Consider the following 17,998-nt stretch of genomic DNA (forward strand, 5'->3'; position numbering starts at 1 on the left):
GACGACATTTACAAGCGTATCAAGGCAGGAGGAGAAAACGGTGGAAGAGTTGGACCGCTGGCGCCAGATGGCAAGTGCGCCGAGAGACGGCAGCCGGATTCTGGTGACGATCCGTCCGTCCGAGCAGGGATCGGCGGAAGTCGATCTCGCCTATTGGTCGAATGGCGATCAGTTTGGCGGCGAAGGCTGGCGCGCGTCGGATTCCTCGCCCGGGCAGATCATCGAATATGCCGAACCGGAATTGAAGTGCTGGATGCCGATGCCTTCCGCAAATCTTGGACGCAGCTCAATGCCGGCGCCCTGGGCGGGCGACGACCATCAGAACCTCGATGGTTCCGGCATCTAGGAAACTGGAAGTGTTGCCAGCCCGGCTTCGGGCCGGGCTATGATCCGAGAATTGATTTCGCCAGATCGGCATGATGGGCATGAGCGACATCAGGATGAGATCGCAGGCGGCTTTTCAGCTGGTTGATCCCCACTTCTCGAAAGATCGGGTTCAGCGGATCCGAGGTCACGCCACGCTCACTGCTGCGAAGCGCATCTGGAAGCTCGATCACCGGTATCGTCGCATCGGGACGCGAGCCCAGGAAGAACGCCACCGAAAACCGCTCGACGCCTGGAGGCGGTGCGACGACGTCGTGAACGTCTGCACGGACGAAACCGTTTGTCGCCAGTTCAAGGAGTTCGCCCGTGTTGATGACGAAGGTGCCGGGAACCGGCGGCGCGCTGATCCACTCGCCGGCTTCTGTGCGGACGCGCAGGCCGGGCGTCTTGTCCTGGAGAAGAACGGTGACGAAGCCGCCATCCTTGTGTGCCCCGACGCCTTGATCGGTCTCGGCGACATCCCGGCCCGGATACCGGATGATCTTCAGAAGCTGCGACGGCTGCGGATCGTAGATACCGGCGAACACATCTTCCGGCTGGTCGAGCGCAACAGCGATGGCCTTCAGAATATCGATGCCGATCCTTGTCACTTCAGCCTGATAGGCGAGAAGAAGCGGTTTCAGTTCAGGAAGGGCTTCCGGCCACTGGTTCGGGCCCTGGAGCCATTTCCATGGCGGCGTGCCGGGACCGATCTTCGCAGCCGTGCCTTCGGTGTTGATGTCGAGCTGCTCGCGCCAATCCTGTTCTCCGCGCGTGCGTTCCTGCCCGGCGCGATTGTATCCCCTAAAATGCGGTGACTTGATCATCTCGATCTTCAGCTTCTCGTCCATTGGAAGCGCGAAGAACCTTTTGGACGCGGCAATGACATCGTCGATGAAGGCCTGCTCGACCCCGTGCCCGGTGAGATAGAAGAAACCATGATCATGAAGCACATGGCGGAGCTCTGCGACGAAAGCCTCGCGTTCCCGGCCATGAAACCGCGAGATATCAAGCACGGGCAGCGCACTGCCGGATGGGTTGGCGTCGTTCAGGGCCGTCATGAAAATCCTCGTCTCCTGCAGGCATCGATGGGCCCAGCATAGAGACGATCGAGCGGACTGAAACACAGATCCGTTCAAGGTCGCGGTTCAGATTGAAAAACCGTTGCCCGTCATGACGGGACGGAAGAACAAATCACCGGCAGCGCGTGCCATACTACGGGTGGCCGTTGCCGCCAGTGGAACAGCACGGCAAGGCTGCCGCAGAACATCGCTGCGAGATTCGTCAAGACGCCTGCCATGCCATACAGATCCGGAGAGCAGGGTTCAGCACCCGCAGAACGGCCGCCAATCGCATTTTCGCTTGTTGAATACGGCATACTTATTCCGTTATATATGAAGGAAATAGGAATATCAGAGGTAATGGTCGTTGAACGAAATCTCAAACGAGACCGTCGCAGAGAGCGGCTACCGGCAAATAAGGGCGGATATCATTTTCGGGCGGCTTTCGCCGGGGCAGAAGCTCAAGCTTGAAAATCTGAGAATCGCCTACCAAACCAGCGTCAGCACACTGAGAGAGATTCTGAACCGCCTGACGTCAGAAGGCCTCGTCGTTGCCGAGGGGCAGCGCGGCTTCGAAGTCGCGCGTGTTTCGGTCGCCGACTTGAGAGAGACCGCAGCGCTGCGTCTGCTTCTCGAGGAACATGCGCTGGAGCAGGCCTTCGAACAGGGCGATGTCGAATGGGAAGCGCGGCTGGTCTCGGCCCATTACAAGCTGGCGCGCATGGAAGAGGTGATGGCCTCGGGCGATACCAGCAGGGCGGAAGACTGGAAGCGCTACGACTGGGAGTTTCACCAGGCTCTGATCTCGGCCTGCGGATCGCGCCTGCTGATGGAAACGCATTCGGCGGTGTTCGACAAATATCTGCGATATCAGATGGTGGCATTGTCCTATCGCGGCGGCGTTGCGGAAGAAGAGCACAAGCAACTGCTGGAGGCCGCTCTTCAGCGTGACATCACGACGGCAAAGAGAATATTGCAGCGGCATATTCAGCAGGGCGTCGAGCATGCGTTGAGCAAGGGTTCGCTGGCGACCATTCGCCTATCGGCAGGATAATGTATTCCACGCACGATGGTGCGGGACGTAGAGGAATCAATGCTCAAAGTGACCGGTGAACATTCCGAGACTGTCAGCGACGTCGTCTCCCGGCAAATTCGTCAGGATATCATCTCCGGGACATTGGCGCCGGGTGCGAAGATCAAGCTGGAGCAGGCCAAGGAGCACTATTCGATCAGTGTGTCGTCGCTGCGCGAGATCCTGAGCCGCCTCACCACCGAAAACCTGGTGCTAGCCGAAGGCCAGCGCGGCTTCGAAGTCAGCCCTGCCTCGCTCAAGGAGTTGGAGGAACTCGCCGATCTCCGCACTGTGCTGGAGACCCATGCCATCGGCCTGTCATTTGCCGCAGGGAATCTCGAATGGGAAGGGCGCATCGTTGCCGCGCACCACAAGCTTGCGGCCGCCGAAAAGAGGCTGCTTGCCGGCGACGCCTCGCGCACGATCGACTGGGTCCGCTACGATTGGGAGTTTCATCAGGCGATCGTCTCCGCCTGTAATTCGGCGACGCTGATGGAGACGCTGTCCTCCGTCTTCGACCGTTTCCTGCGCTATCATATGTTGGCGCAGAGTTTTCGCGGCAAAGCGGTTGTCGACGATCACAGGCTCCTCTTTGAACTCGCGCTGAAGCGGGACGTCGAGGGTGCCCGCGCCGTCATCCGCCGCCACATATTGAGCGGCGTCGAACATGTGGTGAAAAGCGGCCGCATCGCCTAGCGATGGCATTCAGAAGGCGTCCTTCGGGATGCCGTCCGGCCGCATCTGCTTCTTCAGCGCCGCAATCCGGAAGATCGCGTTCGGCGCGCCGTAGCCGCGATAGCCACGGCGCTCGACGATCTCGAAGAAGAACCCCTCCCCGTAGGTCCCGCTGTAGAGCTGGAAATACTCACCCTCGTCGTCGCGATCATAAAGGATGTTTTCTGCCTTCAGCCGTTCGCTGAGATCGGGATCGAGCCCGAAGCGGGCCTCGACGTCATCGTAATAGTTGGGCGAGATGTGCAAGGCTTTGAAACTCTTTTCGCGCAGCGCTTTGGCGGTGGCGAAGATATCGGCTGTCGAGAAGGCCAGATGCTGGATGCCTGAGCCGAATTTCTCCGCGATGAAGTGACCGGCAAGCGTTCTGCGATTTTCAGCGCCGTTCATGGTGATGCGAAGCGATCCGCTGGCATTTTCGATGACCTGGCTTCGCACCACGCCGCCGGGATCGATGATATCAACCATCGGCGTTTTCCGGGTCTCGAAGATCGAGGTGTAGAACAGCATCCAGGTCAGCATCTCATCGTAGGAAACGGTCTGTGCAATGTGATCGACGTCGAGAAGCCCTGCATCCGCATTGCCATCGCCTTCCACCGGTTCGAAGTCGATTTCCGAAAAATGGCCGAGCGGGCTCTTGCCGTCGATCAGATAGATCAGCCCGCCACCGACACCGCGAATGGCGGGGATTTCCAGCTCGCCTTCGGCAACGGTCTGACGGAAAGGCTCGGCATCCAGCGCCAGCGCCCGCCGGTAGGCCGCGTCGGCATCATCAACAACCAGTGCCATCGCGTAAGCAAAAGTGCCATGCACAGCGTAGGCCGCGTTGGCAAAGCCGGCCGGATCGACATTCACAAGAATGCGGATCGCGCCCTGCTGGTAAAGGCTGACCCTCTTGGAGCGATGCACGCCCGCCTTGCGGAACCCAAGCGCCTTAAGGAGGTCTTCAAGTTCGCCCGCCTCGTCCTCGTCGGTCGCGAACTCGATGAAACCGATCCCCTCGGCAGGGGCACGCGGTGGCATGGCCGCCCCGATTGCTGTCTTGGTGCTCCGGCTGACCTGATCGCCGAGATAGATCAGCGAGCGGTGGCCATCGGCCGCGATTTCGCGCGTCGAACCGCCACGGAACTGGTCGTTGAAAATCTCCAGCGAAAAATAGCCATCATAGCCGGTTGCGGCGACCGCCTCGGCAAAGGCCGAGACCGGCAGATCGCCCTCTCCCGGCATGTTGCGGAAATGACGGCTCCAATAGAGCAGATCCATGTCGATCAGCGGTGCATCGGCGAGCTGGACGATGAATATCTTTTCCGGCGGGATGGAACGGATCGAATTGACATCGATCTTGCGCGACAGCGAGTGGAAGCTGTCCAGGATCAACCCGATATTGGGATGATTGGCGCGGCGCACGATTTCCCAGGCGTCGCGATGGTCGTTGATGAAGCGGCCCCAGGCCAGTGCCTCGTAGCCAACCTTCAGCCCCCTTCGCGCCGCGCGTTCTCCGAGCTCATGAAAATCGGCGGCGGCACGGTCGATGCCGCCAAGGGCTACCGACGACACGTTGGAGCAGACGAGCACGAGGTCGGTTCCGAGTTCCTGCATCACATCGAACTTGCGCTCGGCGCGATCGAATGTCCGGACGCGCAGTGGCTCCGGCATGCCCTCGAAGTCGCGGAAAGGCTGAAACAGCGTGATCTCCAGACCGAGGTCTCTCGCCATGCGGCCGACCTCGGCGGGACTGTTGTCATAGGCCAGAAAGTCGTTCTCAAAAATCTCCACGCCGTCGAAACCGGCCTTGGCGATGGCCTCGAGCTTTTCGGGCAACTCGCCGCTGATGCTCACCGTGGCAATCGAGGTCTTCATATCTGGAATCCTTTCATGCTGTGCCGCCGGATGGGCGGCCACGCAGGTCTCCTCGGAAATCGGCTATAGGCATTATGCAGAATGTCGTGAAGATTTCAATTCAGTTGGTGAATTATGAATCATCATAGGTTTCTTGAAAAATAGGTTGATTTGAAATCGCACCTCTGGCAATTATGGCGGCATACGGTCGGGGAGAGGATGACTGCTGCAGTCGGACGGCCGGCAAACGGAGGAGGAAACACATGTTCAAATCGATGCTGACACGCCGTAATGCGATGCTGGGAGCCGCGGCTCTCGTGACCGCGATTGGGCTTGCAAGCCCGGCAGCCGCCATCACACCGGACGAAATCAAGGCGCGCGGAAAGCTTATCGTCGGCATTCAGGGCGACAATCCGCCCTGGGGCTTCGTCACCAGCGCCGGCAAGCAGGATGGTCTCGACGCCGACATCGCCACGCTCTATGCAAAGGAACTCGGCGTCGAGGTCGAATTCGTGCCGCTCGAGGTCAATAACCGCATTCCTGCCCTGACGACCGGCCGCGTCGATGTGCTGTTCGCCACCATGGCAATGCTGCCGGACCGCGCCAAGGCCGTCCAGTTCTCCAAGCCTTATGTCGCCAATGCCATCGTTCTGATCGCGCCGAAAACGATGTCGATCAAAACCAACGACGACATGGCGAACCTGACGATCGGCGTAGCCAAAGGCGCTGCACAGGACACGCAGGTGACCAAGAACGCCCCGACGACGGCAACCATCCGCCGCTTCGACGGCGATGCACCGAGCGTACAGGCGCTGGTCTCCGGCCAGATACAGGCCCTCGGCGGCAACATTTTCTACATGGATCGCGTCGAGAAGGCCCGCCCGGGCGAATTCGAGAACAAGCTTGAATTCCAGAAGCTCTACAACGGCGCCTGCACCCGCCTTGGCGAGAAGGAAATCAACGCCTCGATCAACGCCTTCGTCGACAAGATCAAGGCCAATGGCGAGCTGAAGAAAATCTACGACAAGTGGATGAAGGTGCCGGTACCGGAATTCCCGGAGAAGCTCGAAGGCATTCCGTTCGCCGTCAACTGAGCCAAAAGCTCGCAACTATCCAAACCCGAGGCGGGCATCGCGATGCCCGCCAATCCGGCCCTGCGCCCGAAATCTATCCCGTTTGAGATGCGCGACATGACCAAGACCATCTTCGTCCTCAACGGACCGAACCTGAACCTGCTCGGTGAACGCGAGCCCAGCATTTACGGCTCAACAACGCTCGCCGATATCCGGCAGATGTGCCTCTCCAAGGCAACGAGCCTGGGTTTCGAGGTCGATTTCCGCCAGACCAATTTCGAAGGTGAGCTGGTGGAAAGCATCCACCAGGCCCGCAAGGAAGCCTGCGGCATCATCATCAATCCGGCCGCCTATACATTCACCTCGATCGCACTTCTCGACGCCTTGAAAACCTTCGATCCGCCGAAGATCGAGCTGCATATTTCCAATGTCCATGCCCGCGAAGAGATCTACCACAAGTCCCTCGTGTCGCGCATCGCCACCGCCATCATGATCGGCTTCGGCGCCCGCGGCTACGAACTCGCCATCGAGGCTATGGCAGGCATGGTGGGAGCGGCGAAAACATGAACTACCAGCTGGATTTTACGCCTGTCATCGATGGGCTCCCAAGCTTGCTGCTTGGCTGCCTCGGCACCTTTCTCCTGGCGATCTGCGGCATGCTGCTCGCAATCGTCATCGGCATCGGCGGCGTGGCGCTGAGGGATTCCCCGCTGAAGCCGGTCCGCTGGCTGATCATTGGCTTTGTCGAACTGATCCGCAACACGCCGTTTCTGGTGCAGATCTTCTTCCTCTATTTCGCCCTGCCGCTTGCCGGCATCCGGCTCGATCCGACGCCGACGGCGATCATTGCGCTCGGCATCAATGGCGGCGCCTACGCGATCGAGATCATCAGGGGCGGCGTGCAATCGGTGCCCAAGGGCCAGATGGAGGCCGGGCTGGCGCTTGGCCTGCATAAGGCACAGGTCTTCCGTCTGATCATCCTGAAGCCGGCATTGCGGGCGATTTTCCCGTCGCTGACCAGCCAGTTCGTGCTGCTGACGCTCTCGACCAGCATCGTTTCGGCGATCTCGGCCTATGAACTGACATCCGTCGCCCAGCGCATCGAGTCGGACAGCTTCCGAAGCTTCGAGGTCTATTTCACGGTGACGCTTTTCTACCTCGTCATCTCCTGGCTGATGATGCGCCTCTTCGCGCTGTTTTCGGCCCGCTATTTCACCTATCCGGTCAAGTAGGAGGCAACCATGGGCAGAGAAGAATTCGTCTTCCTCCTGATCGGCCTGAAATGGACCGTTCTTCTTTCGGTCATCGGCTTTGTCTGCGGCGGCATCGCCGGGCTCGGCGTAGCGCTGGCGCGCACGTCGCAGATCCCACTGCTGGAACGGGCGACGGCCGGTTATATCGCCGTTTTTCAGGGCACCCCCCTGCTGATGCAGCTTTTCGTCGTCTATTACGGCCTCGCCCTGATCGGACTGAAGCTCGACGCCTGGCTCGCCGTCGCCATCGGCCTGACGCTCCATGCCAGTGCCTATCTCGGCGAAATCTGGCGCGGCTCCATCGATGCCGTACCGCGCGGCCAGACCGAGGCGGCAAAGGCCCTCAGCCTCAAATATATGTCGCGGATGAAGGACGTGATCCTGCCGCAGGCGATCCGTATCTCGCTCCCCGCCACCATCGGCTTCCTCGTACAGCTGATCAAGGGAACGTCGCTCGCCTCGATCGTCGGTTTCACCGAGCTCACCCGCGCCGGCAACATGATCTCCAACCAGATCTTTGAGCCGCTGACCGTCTTCGGCATCGTCGGCGCGCTGTATTTCCTGATGTGCTGCCCGCTGACGATCCTTGGTACACGGCTTGAACGGCGCTTCGCCGCCTCTGCCGCCCGCTGACCGCCACGATGGGAACCAGACCATGACCAGCCTTTCCACATCATCGACCGAAACCATGATCACCATGAGCCACGTGGAGAAATGGTACGGCGCATTCCAGGCGCTGCACGACATCAACATGTCGGTACGCACCGGCGAGCGGATCGTGCTCTGCGGCCCGTCGGGCAGCGGCAAATCGACCTTGATCCGCTGCATCAACCATCTGGAGAGCTACGAAAAAGGCGAGATCCGCGTTGGCGGCATCCTGCTTGGCAACCAGGCCAAGGCGATCGATGCGATCCGCCGTGAAGTCGGCATGGTTTTCCAGCAGTTCAATCTCTTCCCGCATCTGACAGTGCTCGAAAACTGCATGCTGGCACCGATGCGGGCACTTGGCGCCGGAAAGGCCGAAGCCGAGGAGCGCGCCCGCTCGCTGCTTGCCAGAGTGAAGATCCTCGAGCAGGCCAACAAATATCCGGTCCAGCTTTCCGGCGGCCAGCAGCAGCGCGTGGCGATCGCCCGGGCGCTGTGCATGCGCCCGAAGGTGATGCTGTTCGACGAGCCAACCTCGGCGCTTGACCCGGAAATGGTCAAGGAAGTGCTCGATACGATGATCAGTCTCGCCGAAGAGGGCATGACGATGATCTGCGTGACCCATGAAATGGGCTTCGCGCGGCAGGTCGCCGACCGGGTCATCTTCATGGCCAGCGGCGCGATCGTCGAGGAGGCGCACCCGGCAGAGTTCTTCACCAATCCGCGCCACGAGCGCACCCGCCAGTTTCTTGGCGAAATCCTGCGTAACTAGGTTCGAGTGCAATGGCGACCCACCAGCAGACGGCATCCCTGAAAATCGCGGTCATGGGCGCGGGCCTGATCGGCAAGCGCCATATCGAGGCGATCGGCGCCGAACGGCGCACGGCACTTGCCGCAATCATCGATCCGACGGATGCAGCCCGGGAATATGCGGCAGGGAAGAAGGCGCCATGGTTCCCCTCGCTTGCCGCAGCGCTCGCAGGCGGCTCGCTCGACGGAGTCGTCATCGCGACGCCGAACCAGTTGCATGTCGCAAATACCCTTGAAGCGGTTCACGCGGGACTGCCGGCTCTCATCGAAAAGCCTATCGCCGACGATGCCGTCGGCGCCGAAATCATCGTCACCTCGGCGGAGGCCGCAGGTGTGCCGATCCTCGTCGGTCATCACCGCCGCCATAACCCCATGGTTCAAGCCGTCAAAGCCGCTCTGGAGACGGGACGGCTCGGCAAGGTGCTGACGGCGCAGGGTACCTTTTGGGTTGCCAAGCCAGAGGACTACTTCACCGTTCAGTGGCGGCGCGAAGAAGGCGGCGGCCCGATCCTCATCAACATGATCCACGACGTCGATCTCTTCCGGCACTTCTTCGGGAATGTCGAAAGCGTGCACGCCATGCAGTCAAGTTCGGCACGTGGGTATCCGGTCGAAGACACGGCTGTCGTGGTGATGCGCTTCGAAAGCGGCGTCCTCGCGACGTTCAATGCGTCGGACGCTGCAGCATCGCCCTGGAGTTGGGAAATGACGTCAGGCGAAAACCCGTCTTATCCCCGGCAGGATCAGATATGCTATCAGATCGGCGGCACCGCCGGCTCGCTCTCCATTCCGCAAATGACGCTCTGGACAAACGCCGGGGCCGCGAACTGGCTGGAACGCCTCGTCAAGGAGCGCCTGCCCTTCGATGCCGTCGAGCCGCTTGCCGCTCAGCTCAATCACTTCTGCGACGTCATCTGTGGCAACGCCAATCCACTCGTCAGCGGACGGGAAGGTCTGGAGACACTGCGCGTCATCGAAGCGATCAAGGCATCGGCGCGTTCAGGGATGACCGTTCACCTCAAGGCCGATGCACGGCGCGAGAAGGAACGGTTGTCATGATCAGCGGCACGACCCGATTGATTGCCCATCTCGGCTACCCCACGGAAACCTTCAAGGCGCCGCTGATTTACAATCCCTATTTCGACAAGCACGGCATCGATGCCGTCGTCGTGCCGATGGGCTGCAAGGCGCAGGACTATCCCGATTTTCTGAAGCTGGTCTTCCGCCTCTCCAATATCCATGGCGCCCTCGTCACCATGCCGCACAAGACCACGACGATGGACCTGCTCGACGAGATCTCGACAAATGCGAAGGTGGCCGGATCCTGCAATGCGGTGAAACTCGGCGCGGAGGGTCAGCTGATCGGCGACATGTTCGATGGCGAAGGTTTCGTCCGCGGGTTGGTCCGCAAGGGCCAGCGGGTCAAGGGCACCAAGGTTCTTATCGTCGGTACCGGCGGCGTCGGATCGGCGATTGCCGCGTCCCTTGCCGCCGCGGGTGTGAAGCAAATTGCGCTTCACGACGCCAATGAGACAGCGTTGAATGGTTTGAACGCCCGGCTGAACGCACACTATCCGCAAACGGCGGTAACGTCAGGATCGAATGATCCCGATGGTTTCGACATCGTCGTCAACGCGACGCCGCTTGGCATGCGCAAGGGCGATCCGCTGCCCGTCGATGTCTCGCGTCTTTCGCCGGAAACCTTCGTCGGCGAAGTCGTGATGAAAGCCGAGATCACGCCGTTCCTTGACGCCGCGCGCGACAGAGGCTGCAAATTCCAGGTCGGCACCGACATGCTCTTCGAGCAGATTCCGGCCTATCTCGAATTCTTCGGCTTTCCCGTCACGACCGCCGAAGAGTTGCGTGCCGTCGCGCGGATTTGACCATGAGATCGAGAACGGGGCGAGCTGCCCTCAGTCGCTGAAAACGTCGTTGAATTCGGAATGGCCGCGATTGCCCTGATCGGGAGAGCGCCAGCCCAGCCGATGGGAGATATCGGTTGCGACCTTGGAAAGCTCCGGTCCCAGAAACGCGATGCGCTCGGGCGTCATCCGCAGTTCCACCGCCGAGGCGGAAATCGCGCCGACGACATCGCCTGACCGGCCGCGAATGGGGGCCGCAACACAGCAGACGCCGTTCTCCAACTCCTGCAGATCTGTCGCATAGCCGCGCTTTCGCACCGTCTCCAGCTCGTGCAGAACCTGGTCGGTGGTGGTCAGCGTGTGCTGCGTATAGCGAACGAGCTCACCATCGCCCAAGAGGTCACGGACGCGCTCCTCCCAGAGCCATGCGAGCATGACCTTGCCCGCTGCCGTGCAATAAAGCGGTTGCCGCGAACCGATCCGCATCACCGTTCTGGCGGTACCGCGCCCCTCGTACTGGTCGATATAGATGACCTCCCTGCCCTCAAGAATGCAGAGGCTCACCGTGTCGCCGATCTCGTGAACCAGTCTCTGGGCAATCGGGCCGGCCACCTGATCGAGGCGCATGTGCTTCGAGAAAGCCAGACCGACTTCGAAGGCTGCGAGGCCTATCTTAAAGGCCCCATTCTCCTGGGCGACGAAACCGCGCTCTGACAGGGTCGCGAGCAGCCGCGACACGGTGCTTGGCGACATATCGAGCTCGCGCGATAGTTCCGAGAGGCTGAGGCCGGGTGCCTTGGCGAGAATTTGCAGCAGGAAGAGCCCACGGTCCAAGGTGCGGGTCACCGGCAGGACTTCGCGGGTGGGCTTGCGCCCGGGACGTTTGGAAACTTCCTTCATATCAATCAAACAGCCGCCTGAAGTGTGCGCAATTGTTCGCACCAGCGCTCGATTTCGCCGGCTATTACCTTTTCACTTCCGGTGTAGAAAAATTCAACCCCTGCAATCTTCCGCGTCTTCACCAGCGACGACGCCGTCGCCGTGCGCCGCACCCGCGCCAAGAAGTCGTCAATGTCCTTGTTGGCAAGCTTTTCCTTCGAGCCGTACCAGGCAAGGATCGGGCATGTGATACGCGCCAGCGCCGGCGGAACGCTCTGGTATCCGTAGAGCGACTCGTGGATTCTGTCCAAATCCATGTAGGATTCAGCGCTGATCGTCGCGACCTGCCGGTCGCCGCGCGTGCCCCAGGGAAGCAGTTCCTTTTCGCGCCCATCGGCGATCATCTTCGCCGCCAGGGGATGCAGGTCCTGACGCATTTTTTCGCGGAAGAGAGAACCGGAGGACGCAATGATCAGCCCCGCCAGACGGGGATCACGGCGCTCGGCCTGGTAATAGACAACTTTCGCGCCGCCGAGACCGTGCCCTGCGAGCACGACGCGCCCGGAATCCTTCGTCGCGAAATCGACCCACGCGGCGATGTCGAGCGGGGACTCGCTGAAAAGCTCCCATGCGCTGCCGCCGAGATAGGCACCCTTATCGGTCCGGAACCATGTGCCGAAATCGTGGCCGCGAAGATTTGCCGTAATGAAGCGAAACCCGCGGGCAGCCAGCTGCCGGCCGATATTGACGTATTCCATTTCCGAGAATTTTTGGTGCAGGCCGTGAAACCATATGATCGTCTCGGTGGGTGCCGACTGACCCAAGGGCTGCAGCATCAGGCCCTCAAGCGTCAGGCCATCCTCCGTCTTCACATAAACGATCTTTTCCGTTGTTTCGCTTGGCAACCAACATTCCCTTATCTGGATCGCTATCCCGATGAAAAACCTTCTTTTTTACCGGATCCGGTAGCATGGTTCAGCGCTTTCAACAACACGCTAGCCGCTTTCGCGGCGGCGCTGCCGGGGCCGAAACGGATGATGTCAGTTCTTTCGAGCCTGCATCATCCGCCACGAATCAGGAGAGTATAGCGGGACACCTGCAGAAGGCCTCATGGCCTTCCGGTGCCCCGCGACAGATCGCATCATGCGACCCGGTACTTCTCCAGCGCCGCCTCGTTCGGATCGCTCGCCATGCCCGGTACATCGGAAATGGTGACCGTGCCGTCTTCGTTCAGATCCGCCGAATACTTGTAGACCTGGCCGGCCATCGGGTTCAGTTCCTTGGCGCCGAATTCGAGCATGTGGCCGTTCGGAATAGCACCCAGCAGCTGGATATGCGCCTGCTGGTCGCCGTGCGGGCAGATGTTGAGGCCGTGGGCCTGTGCCATGCCGGCGACCTTCATGAATTCGGTGACGCCGCCCATGTAGCGGGCGTCCGGCTGCAGGAAGGCGATCGCCTGGGTGGCAATCAGGTCGCGGAAGCCGTGCTTGGTATATTCGTTTTCGCCGGTGGCGAGCGGAATGGAGGTGGCGCGCGAAAGCTTGATGAAGCCTTCGTAATCATCCGGCTGAACGGCTTCTTCGAACCAGTAGATGTCATATTCCTCGACGCGCTTGGCGAGACGGATCGCATCCGAATAGGAGTAAGCGCAGTTGGCGTCGATCATCAGCTTGATGTCCGGGCCAAGCACTTCGCGTACAGCCTTGATGCGCTCAACATCCTCGGCGATCTCGACCGCACCGATCTTCATCTTGACGGCGCGGGCGTTGTTCCTGACGTGCCCTTCCATCTCCGCCTGCAGATCGCGGGTGCCCTTGCCCTTGCTGTAGTAACCGCCGGCGACATAGGTCGGGATACGGTTGCGGTAGCCGCCGAGCAGGCGCCAGATCGGCAGGCCGGCGAGCTTGCCCTTGATGTCCCATAGCGCCATGTCGATCGACGATAGCGCCTTGGTCTCCTGGCCGCGGCGGCCGTAGAGCTTCGGGATCCAGAATTCCTTCCAGACCGCCTCGGTCATCGTCGGGTCCTTGCCGATCATCTTGGCGAGGAACTGCTTGCGCATGGCATTTTCACCGACATTGTCGCGGCCGATGCCGTAGCCCGTCACGCCGATATCAGTCTCGATCTTGGTGATCGCGATATTGACGTTCACATAGGTATGCAGACCGTTGGTGATCGGCTGCACGCGCGGCCAGGAATAGCAGGCGACTGTCGCGTTGGTGATCTTGATCTCGCCTCGCGCGGACTGGATCAGGTCATTGGCTTTTTGCGCTTCGGTAACGGCAGAATTGCTCATTATATGCTCCATCTGAATTGCATGCGGGACAGGCTCGGGCAGCAGAATTAGCTGCGGAGCCGTCAGGGAATTGAAACGGCGTCCGGCCCTCAGGCCGGAACGCAAAGGCAGTCTTCGGTTGGCAGCAGGGCATAGGCCGTGTCTGCTGCAGGCTCATGTTCCGACAGGACGCGTAGGTGCCCGAAGGGTGTATCGCCGATCACTTCATACTGGCCGCCGTGGTAGAGAACCGTGCGCGGCACGAAGCCGATCACCGAACCGGCCCGCGTGCCGCCGTCCTTGCTTGCCGAAAGGATGACCTTCTGCGGCCGCACGGCGATGCTCGCCTGCATGCCGACGGTCAGTTCCGCGTGGGACCGCGCGGTGATCAGCGTCCCGTCCGATGTCGTGATCGTGGCGACCGTGCCTTCATTGCGGCCCGACAGGCCGGAAAGCTTGCCGCCGATAATGTTGGAACCGCCGACGAAATCCGCGACGTAGACCGTTGCCGGCCGGCTGTAGATCTCGGTGGCGCTGCCCTTCTGCTCGATGCCGCCATTATTCAGCAGCACGACCTGATCGCTGAGCGACAGGGCTTCCACCTGGTCGTGCGTGACGAGGATGGTCGTCAGCTTGAACGCCTGATGGATATCCTTGAGCCAGGACCGAGCCCGTTCGCGCAGCTGCGCGTCGAGGTTGGACAACGGCTCGTCGAGCAGCAGCAAGCGGGGCTGGTAGACAAGCGCGCGGGCGATCGCCACACGCTGCTGCTGCCCGCCCGACAGCTGGTAGGGATAGCGATCGGCAAGGTGTGCGAGCTCGAGGCGCTCGAGCATTTCGCGGGAGCGCTTCTCGCGCTCGGCCCGGGCGATGCCCCTGAGCTTCAGCGAGAAGCCGACATTTTGCAGCACCGTCATGTGCGGCCAGAGCGCGTAGTTCTGGAAGACGAAACCGATATTACGGCGCTCGATCGGCACGTTGATCAGCTTCGACTTGGAGAAGACCTCATCGGAATAGATGCGGATATCGCCGCTGGTCGGCTGGTCGAGACCGCCGATCATGTTGAGAAGGGTCGTCTTGCCGCAGCCGCTCGGGCCGAGCAGCGAGGTGAACGAGCCGTCGGCGATGTCGAGATCGAGACCCTTGAGGATTTCGAGCGCACCGTAGCTTTTCCGGATGCCTTGCAGTTTTACAGCCACGCCCATGTCAGGCCTCCCTTTTCTTGTAGTGGATGAGGATCGCGATGGGCAGCGTCAGCGCCAGCGTGATCGCCGAAAGTGCTGCCACCGGCCCGTAATTGCCCATGACGTTCAGCTGCAGCATCGTGGTGCCGATGACCGCCGTGTTCGGTCCGAAGAGGAAGGAGGCGGCTGCATATTCCTTGAAGAACTGCACGAAGTAGAGCAGGAAGCAGGAGAAAAGCGCCGGCCGCAGCAGCGGGAACGTGACAGAGATGTACGAGCGCCATTCCGAACCGCCGGAAACCCGCACGGCCTTTTCCAGATCGGTCGAGATCTGCTGGAATGCCGGCGAAATCGACGCAAAGCCGGTCGGGAAGTAGCGGATCACATAAGCGATCACCAGGATCAGCAGGCTGCCGCGCAGGAAGCCGCTGCCCGGAATGATGACGGTGGCATAGAAGATGCCGATACCGACGACGAGACCCGGGATCGCCTTCGGGATGAAGGCGGTCTGTTCCGTGAAGGATTTCAGGAAGCCCGGCGAACGATAGGCGACGATGGTGCTGATAAAGGTGATCAGCACGGCCAGAGCGCCGCCGCCGATGGCGATGATCAGCGTGTTGTAGATGCTGTTGATATAGTCCTGATAGCCGAAGACCAGGCGGAAATTGTCGAGCGTCAGCACTTCGCTGATCGGCATGTAGGGCGACAGGAACGAGGTGAAGGACCTGAGGATCAGGAACATGCAGGGCAGGATGGCGGTCAGCATGCAGTAAAGGAACATCACCGCGGCAACGACCCATCCCCATACACCCATCGGGATCGGGGTTTGACGGCCGGCCTTGCCGCCGATCGTGTTGTATTTGCGGGTGTCGCCGAGGATGAATTTCTGCGCATAGACGAAGAATTGCACCAGAAGCAGCATGACGATGGCGGCGGCACTGACGAGGCCGTAATCCACACGCGCCGAGGTCAGGCCCTTGTCATAAAGATAGGTGGACAGCACCTCGATGCGGGCTGGGACGCCGAGAACCAGCGGCACGGCGAGAAGATCGAGCTTCAGGACGAAGTTGAGCATCAGGCAATAGAGCAGCGAAGGCATCAGCAGCGGCACGACGACGCCGCGGATCGCCTGGAGCGGTGTTGCACCAGCCGCGCGAGCTGCAAGCTCCAGCGTGTTCGGGATGTTCATCATCGCCGAGGAGAAATAGATGTAGCTGATCGGCGCGGCGGAAACGCCGGCAAGCAGGGTGATGCCACCCAGCGAATTCAGGTTCGGCAAGCCGAGGCCGGTGGCACCCTGAAGCGCCAGCGCAATGAAGCCGGTCGGGCTGTACATCATCGACCAGGCAAACGCGAGGATCAGCGACGACAGGAACATCGGCGACAGGAAGAGCAGCCGGAGCGTGCGCTGGAACGGCAGAGCAAACCTGTCGAGGAAAAGTGCCGCCAGGAAGCCGATCGACGTCGAGAACAGCGTGCCCAGCACCGCGATATAAAGCGTGTTCAGCATCGCATCGGCAAATTCCGGATCGCCGAACAGGTTCGAGAAGTTCTTGAAGGTATACTGCGCCCCCTCTTCATACAGCGCCTTGTCCAGGAAGCCCTGGTAGATGATCGGGATCATCGGAGAGACCAGGAGCACGAACAGCAGGGCGGCCCAGATGATCTTGATGATCAGCGATCGCTCGTTCAGTAGTCTTCGCAGAAGACGCGAACCGCCGCCGAGGGCCGGTCCGGCTGCCGCATCATGTTGAGTAGCTAAGGTCACGTCCTCATTCCTTCAAACAGGAGGCCGGGAGGAGCCGGCCCCCATATTGGAGATGCAATCCGGGCTGTGCCGGAGTTACTTCTTCTTGATCCCGAAGGCCGCATGTTTTCGAGATATTCCGGCGGAGCAGTAATGAGGTTCTTGTCGAGCGACGTCTGGACGATGTTCTGCTCGCCGACTTCCTTGACGATCTTGTCATAGGTGAAGTCATAGACGCCTGTCGGGATATCGAGGCCCGAGCGGTAGGGGATCAGGCCTCCGGCGCTGACGGCTTCCTGACCCTTCTTCGAGATGATGAAGTCGACCAGCAGCTTGGCAGCATTCGGATGTTTCGTCGTCTTGGCGATCGAGTAGTAGCGCGTCGACATGACGAGGCCGTCCTTCGGCAGCGCAAAGCCGATGATGCTGGCGCGGGCCGGATCACGCAGGAACGGCACAAGCTGGACAGCGGACAGGTCCCACCCGGCGACATACTCGCCCGTCAGGATCTTTTCGAAGACCGGGCCGCCGGAACGCTGCAGGTCGGCAACCGGGCCAAGGATCGAGAAGTTTGCCAGCGCCTTGTCGAGGCCGACGTGATGCAGGTAGTGGGTTTCCTGCGATTCCTTTGCCGAGGAGCCGAAGGGCTCGATCGTGGCCAAGCGCTTGGTGAATTTGCCCGGATTGGCCTGGACCAGCTTGGCCAGATCGCTGATCGATGTCGGATATTCGGATTCCTTCAGGACACGCTTGTTATAAACGATAACAGAGGGATCGACCGAGATCGTATAAACGCCGGGGACCGGCTTCGACCAATCCGGAACCTTCGAGGCTTCCGGAGACTCGTAGGGCACGACATTGCCCTTGGCGATGAAATCGGCCCATGCGGCACCCGATGCGGCGAGAATGATATCGGCCTCGCTCGAACCTGCAGCCTGTTCGGCATAGTAGCGCTCGAAGACTTCGGTGCCGCTGAGATCCAGCGTCTGCACCTTGATCCACGGATATTCCTTGGCAAAGGCTTCCAGGATCGGCTTCCAGTTGGGCTGCCCGACATTCGACTGCACGAGCAGCGAACCTTCGGCCTTGGAGCCCTCGACGATCTGACTGTAGGAGCTCGGATAATAGTCCGGCAGCGTCTGCGCCTGCGCAGCCGTCAGGCCGATCGCGACCGAAGCCGCGGACATTGAAAGTCCGAACACG

At 60.5% G+C, this 17,998-nt stretch carries 18 protein-coding genes; 10 read left to right on the forward strand and 8 right to left on the reverse strand.

All coding sequences use genetic code 11. The features are described from left to right. The first annotated feature begins 40 nt into the window (after nt 1-40). Nucleotides 41-346, forward strand: coding sequence for a hypothetical protein (locus AB4Z25_RS24170; protein WP_112390022.1), 306 nt, complete (start codon nt 41-43; stop codon nt 344-346). 37 nt (nt 347-383) lie between these two features. On the opposite strand, the gene AB4Z25_RS24175 is transcribed toward AB4Z25_RS24170, so the two are convergent. Then, nucleotides 384-1,424 (reverse strand): isopenicillin N synthase family dioxygenase, encoded by a 1,041-nt coding sequence (locus AB4Z25_RS24175; RefSeq protein ID WP_442209570.1) that lies wholly within the window; start codon nt 1,422-1,424, stop codon nt 384-386. Between the two features lie 367 nt (nt 1,425-1,791). On the opposite strand from AB4Z25_RS24175, the gene AB4Z25_RS24180 reads away from it, so the two are divergent. Further along, entirely contained in the window at nt 1,792-2,478 is a 687-nt protein-coding gene (locus AB4Z25_RS24180) for a GntR family transcriptional regulator (RefSeq protein ID WP_112390028.1), read from the forward strand. A gap of 39 nt (nt 2,479-2,517) precedes the next feature. Further along, entirely contained in the window at nt 2,518-3,192 is a 675-nt protein-coding gene (locus AB4Z25_RS24185; protein WP_112390029.1) for a GntR family transcriptional regulator, read from the forward strand. A 9-nt stretch (nt 3,193-3,201) separates the two neighbouring features. Here the strand turns inward: AB4Z25_RS24185 and AB4Z25_RS24190 are convergent, their stop codons facing one another. Further along, nucleotides 3,202-5,088 (reverse strand): bifunctional sugar phosphate isomerase/epimerase/4-hydroxyphenylpyruvate dioxygenase family protein, encoded by a 1,887-nt coding sequence (locus AB4Z25_RS24190; protein WP_442209572.1) that lies wholly within the window; start codon nt 5,086-5,088, stop codon nt 3,202-3,204. 242 nt (nt 5,089-5,330) lie between these two features. Between AB4Z25_RS24190 and AB4Z25_RS24195 the strand changes: the two genes are divergently transcribed. The 7 genes from AB4Z25_RS24195 (at nt 5,331) to AB4Z25_RS24225 (ending at nt 10,731) form a co-directional block, all read left to right on the forward strand. Next, the gene (locus AB4Z25_RS24195) at nt 5,331-6,161 is read left to right on the forward strand and encodes a transporter substrate-binding domain-containing protein (protein ID WP_442209574.1); all 831 of its coding nucleotides are present in this window, start codon (nt 5,331-5,333) and stop codon (nt 6,159-6,161) included. A gap of 96 nt (nt 6,162-6,257) precedes the next feature. Next, nucleotides 6,258-6,707 carry a type II 3-dehydroquinate dehydratase gene (aroQ, locus tag AB4Z25_RS24200; RefSeq protein ID WP_112599079.1) on the forward strand — a complete coding sequence of 150 codons (450 nt, stop codon included), beginning with the start codon at nt 6,258-6,260 and terminating at the stop codon, nt 6,705-6,707. Further along, nucleotides 6,704-7,372 carry an amino acid ABC transporter permease gene (locus AB4Z25_RS24205; RefSeq protein WP_112390032.1) on the forward strand — a complete coding sequence of 223 codons (669 nt, stop codon included), beginning with the start codon at nt 6,704-6,706 and terminating at the stop codon, nt 7,370-7,372. The genes aroQ and AB4Z25_RS24205 overlap by 4 nt, the downstream gene beginning before the upstream one ends. 9 nt (nt 7,373-7,381) lie before the next feature. Next, a complete protein-coding gene (locus AB4Z25_RS24210; RefSeq protein WP_442209577.1) occupies nt 7,382-8,026 on the forward strand; it encodes an amino acid ABC transporter permease in 645 nt (214 codons plus the stop codon). A gap of 55 nt (nt 8,027-8,081) precedes the next feature. Beyond that, nucleotides 8,082-8,810 carry an amino acid ABC transporter ATP-binding protein gene (locus tag AB4Z25_RS24215; RefSeq protein ID WP_112390091.1) on the forward strand — a complete coding sequence of 243 codons (729 nt, stop codon included), beginning with the start codon at nt 8,082-8,084 and terminating at the stop codon, nt 8,808-8,810. An 11-nt stretch (nt 8,811-8,821) separates the two neighbouring features. Next, nucleotides 8,822-9,907, forward strand: a complete 1,086-nt coding sequence (locus tag AB4Z25_RS24220) for a Gfo/Idh/MocA family protein (RefSeq protein WP_442209579.1) — start codon at nt 8,822-8,824, stop codon at nt 9,905-9,907. Next, on the forward strand, nt 9,904-10,731 hold the full coding sequence (locus tag AB4Z25_RS24225; RefSeq protein WP_442209580.1) for a shikimate dehydrogenase family protein: 828 nt from the start codon (nt 9,904-9,906) through the stop codon (nt 10,729-10,731). Before AB4Z25_RS24220 ends, AB4Z25_RS24225 begins: the two co-directional genes overlap by 4 nt. 30 nt (nt 10,732-10,761) lie before the next feature. Here AB4Z25_RS24225 and AB4Z25_RS24230 read toward each other — a convergent pair whose 3' ends face one another. The 6 genes from AB4Z25_RS24230 to AB4Z25_RS24255 all read right to left on the reverse strand — a co-directional run bounded on the left by AB4Z25_RS24230 (nt 10,762) and on the right by AB4Z25_RS24255 (nt 17,982). Continuing rightward, complete coding sequence (locus AB4Z25_RS24230; RefSeq protein WP_442209666.1) at nt 10,762-11,610, reverse strand: IclR family transcriptional regulator; 849 nt, start codon at nt 11,608-11,610, stop codon at nt 10,762-10,764. A gap of 5 nt (nt 11,611-11,615) precedes the next feature. After that, on the reverse strand, nt 11,616-12,494 hold the full coding sequence (locus AB4Z25_RS24235) for an alpha/beta hydrolase (protein ID WP_442209582.1): 879 nt from the start codon (nt 12,492-12,494) through the stop codon (nt 11,616-11,618). A gap of 236 nt (nt 12,495-12,730) precedes the next feature. After that, the gene (locus AB4Z25_RS24240) at nt 12,731-13,885 is read right to left on the reverse strand and encodes a mandelate racemase/muconate lactonizing enzyme family protein (RefSeq protein WP_442209584.1); all 1,155 of its coding nucleotides are present in this window, start codon (nt 13,883-13,885) and stop codon (nt 12,731-12,733) included. Nucleotides 13,886-13,974: 89 nt separating this feature from the next. Next, complete coding sequence (locus tag AB4Z25_RS24245) at nt 13,975-15,069, reverse strand: ABC transporter ATP-binding protein (protein ID WP_442209586.1); 1,095 nt, start codon at nt 15,067-15,069, stop codon at nt 13,975-13,977. Between the two features lies 1 nt (nt 15,070). Then, nucleotides 15,071-16,816 carry an ABC transporter permease gene (locus AB4Z25_RS24250; RefSeq protein ID WP_442209588.1) on the reverse strand — a complete coding sequence of 582 codons (1,746 nt, stop codon included), beginning with the start codon at nt 16,814-16,816 and terminating at the stop codon, nt 15,071-15,073. Further along, the gene (locus AB4Z25_RS24255; protein WP_442209590.1) at nt 16,813-17,982 is read right to left on the reverse strand and encodes an ABC transporter substrate-binding protein; all 1,170 of its coding nucleotides are present in this window, start codon (nt 17,980-17,982) and stop codon (nt 16,813-16,815) included. The genes AB4Z25_RS24250 and AB4Z25_RS24255 overlap by 4 nt, the downstream gene beginning before the upstream one ends. Nucleotides 17,983-17,998 lie beyond the last annotated feature (16 nt).

The organism is Rhizobium sp. RAF36 (assembly GCF_052114105.1).
Taxonomy (GTDB): Bacteria; Pseudomonadota; Alphaproteobacteria; order Rhizobiales; family Rhizobiaceae; genus Rhizobium.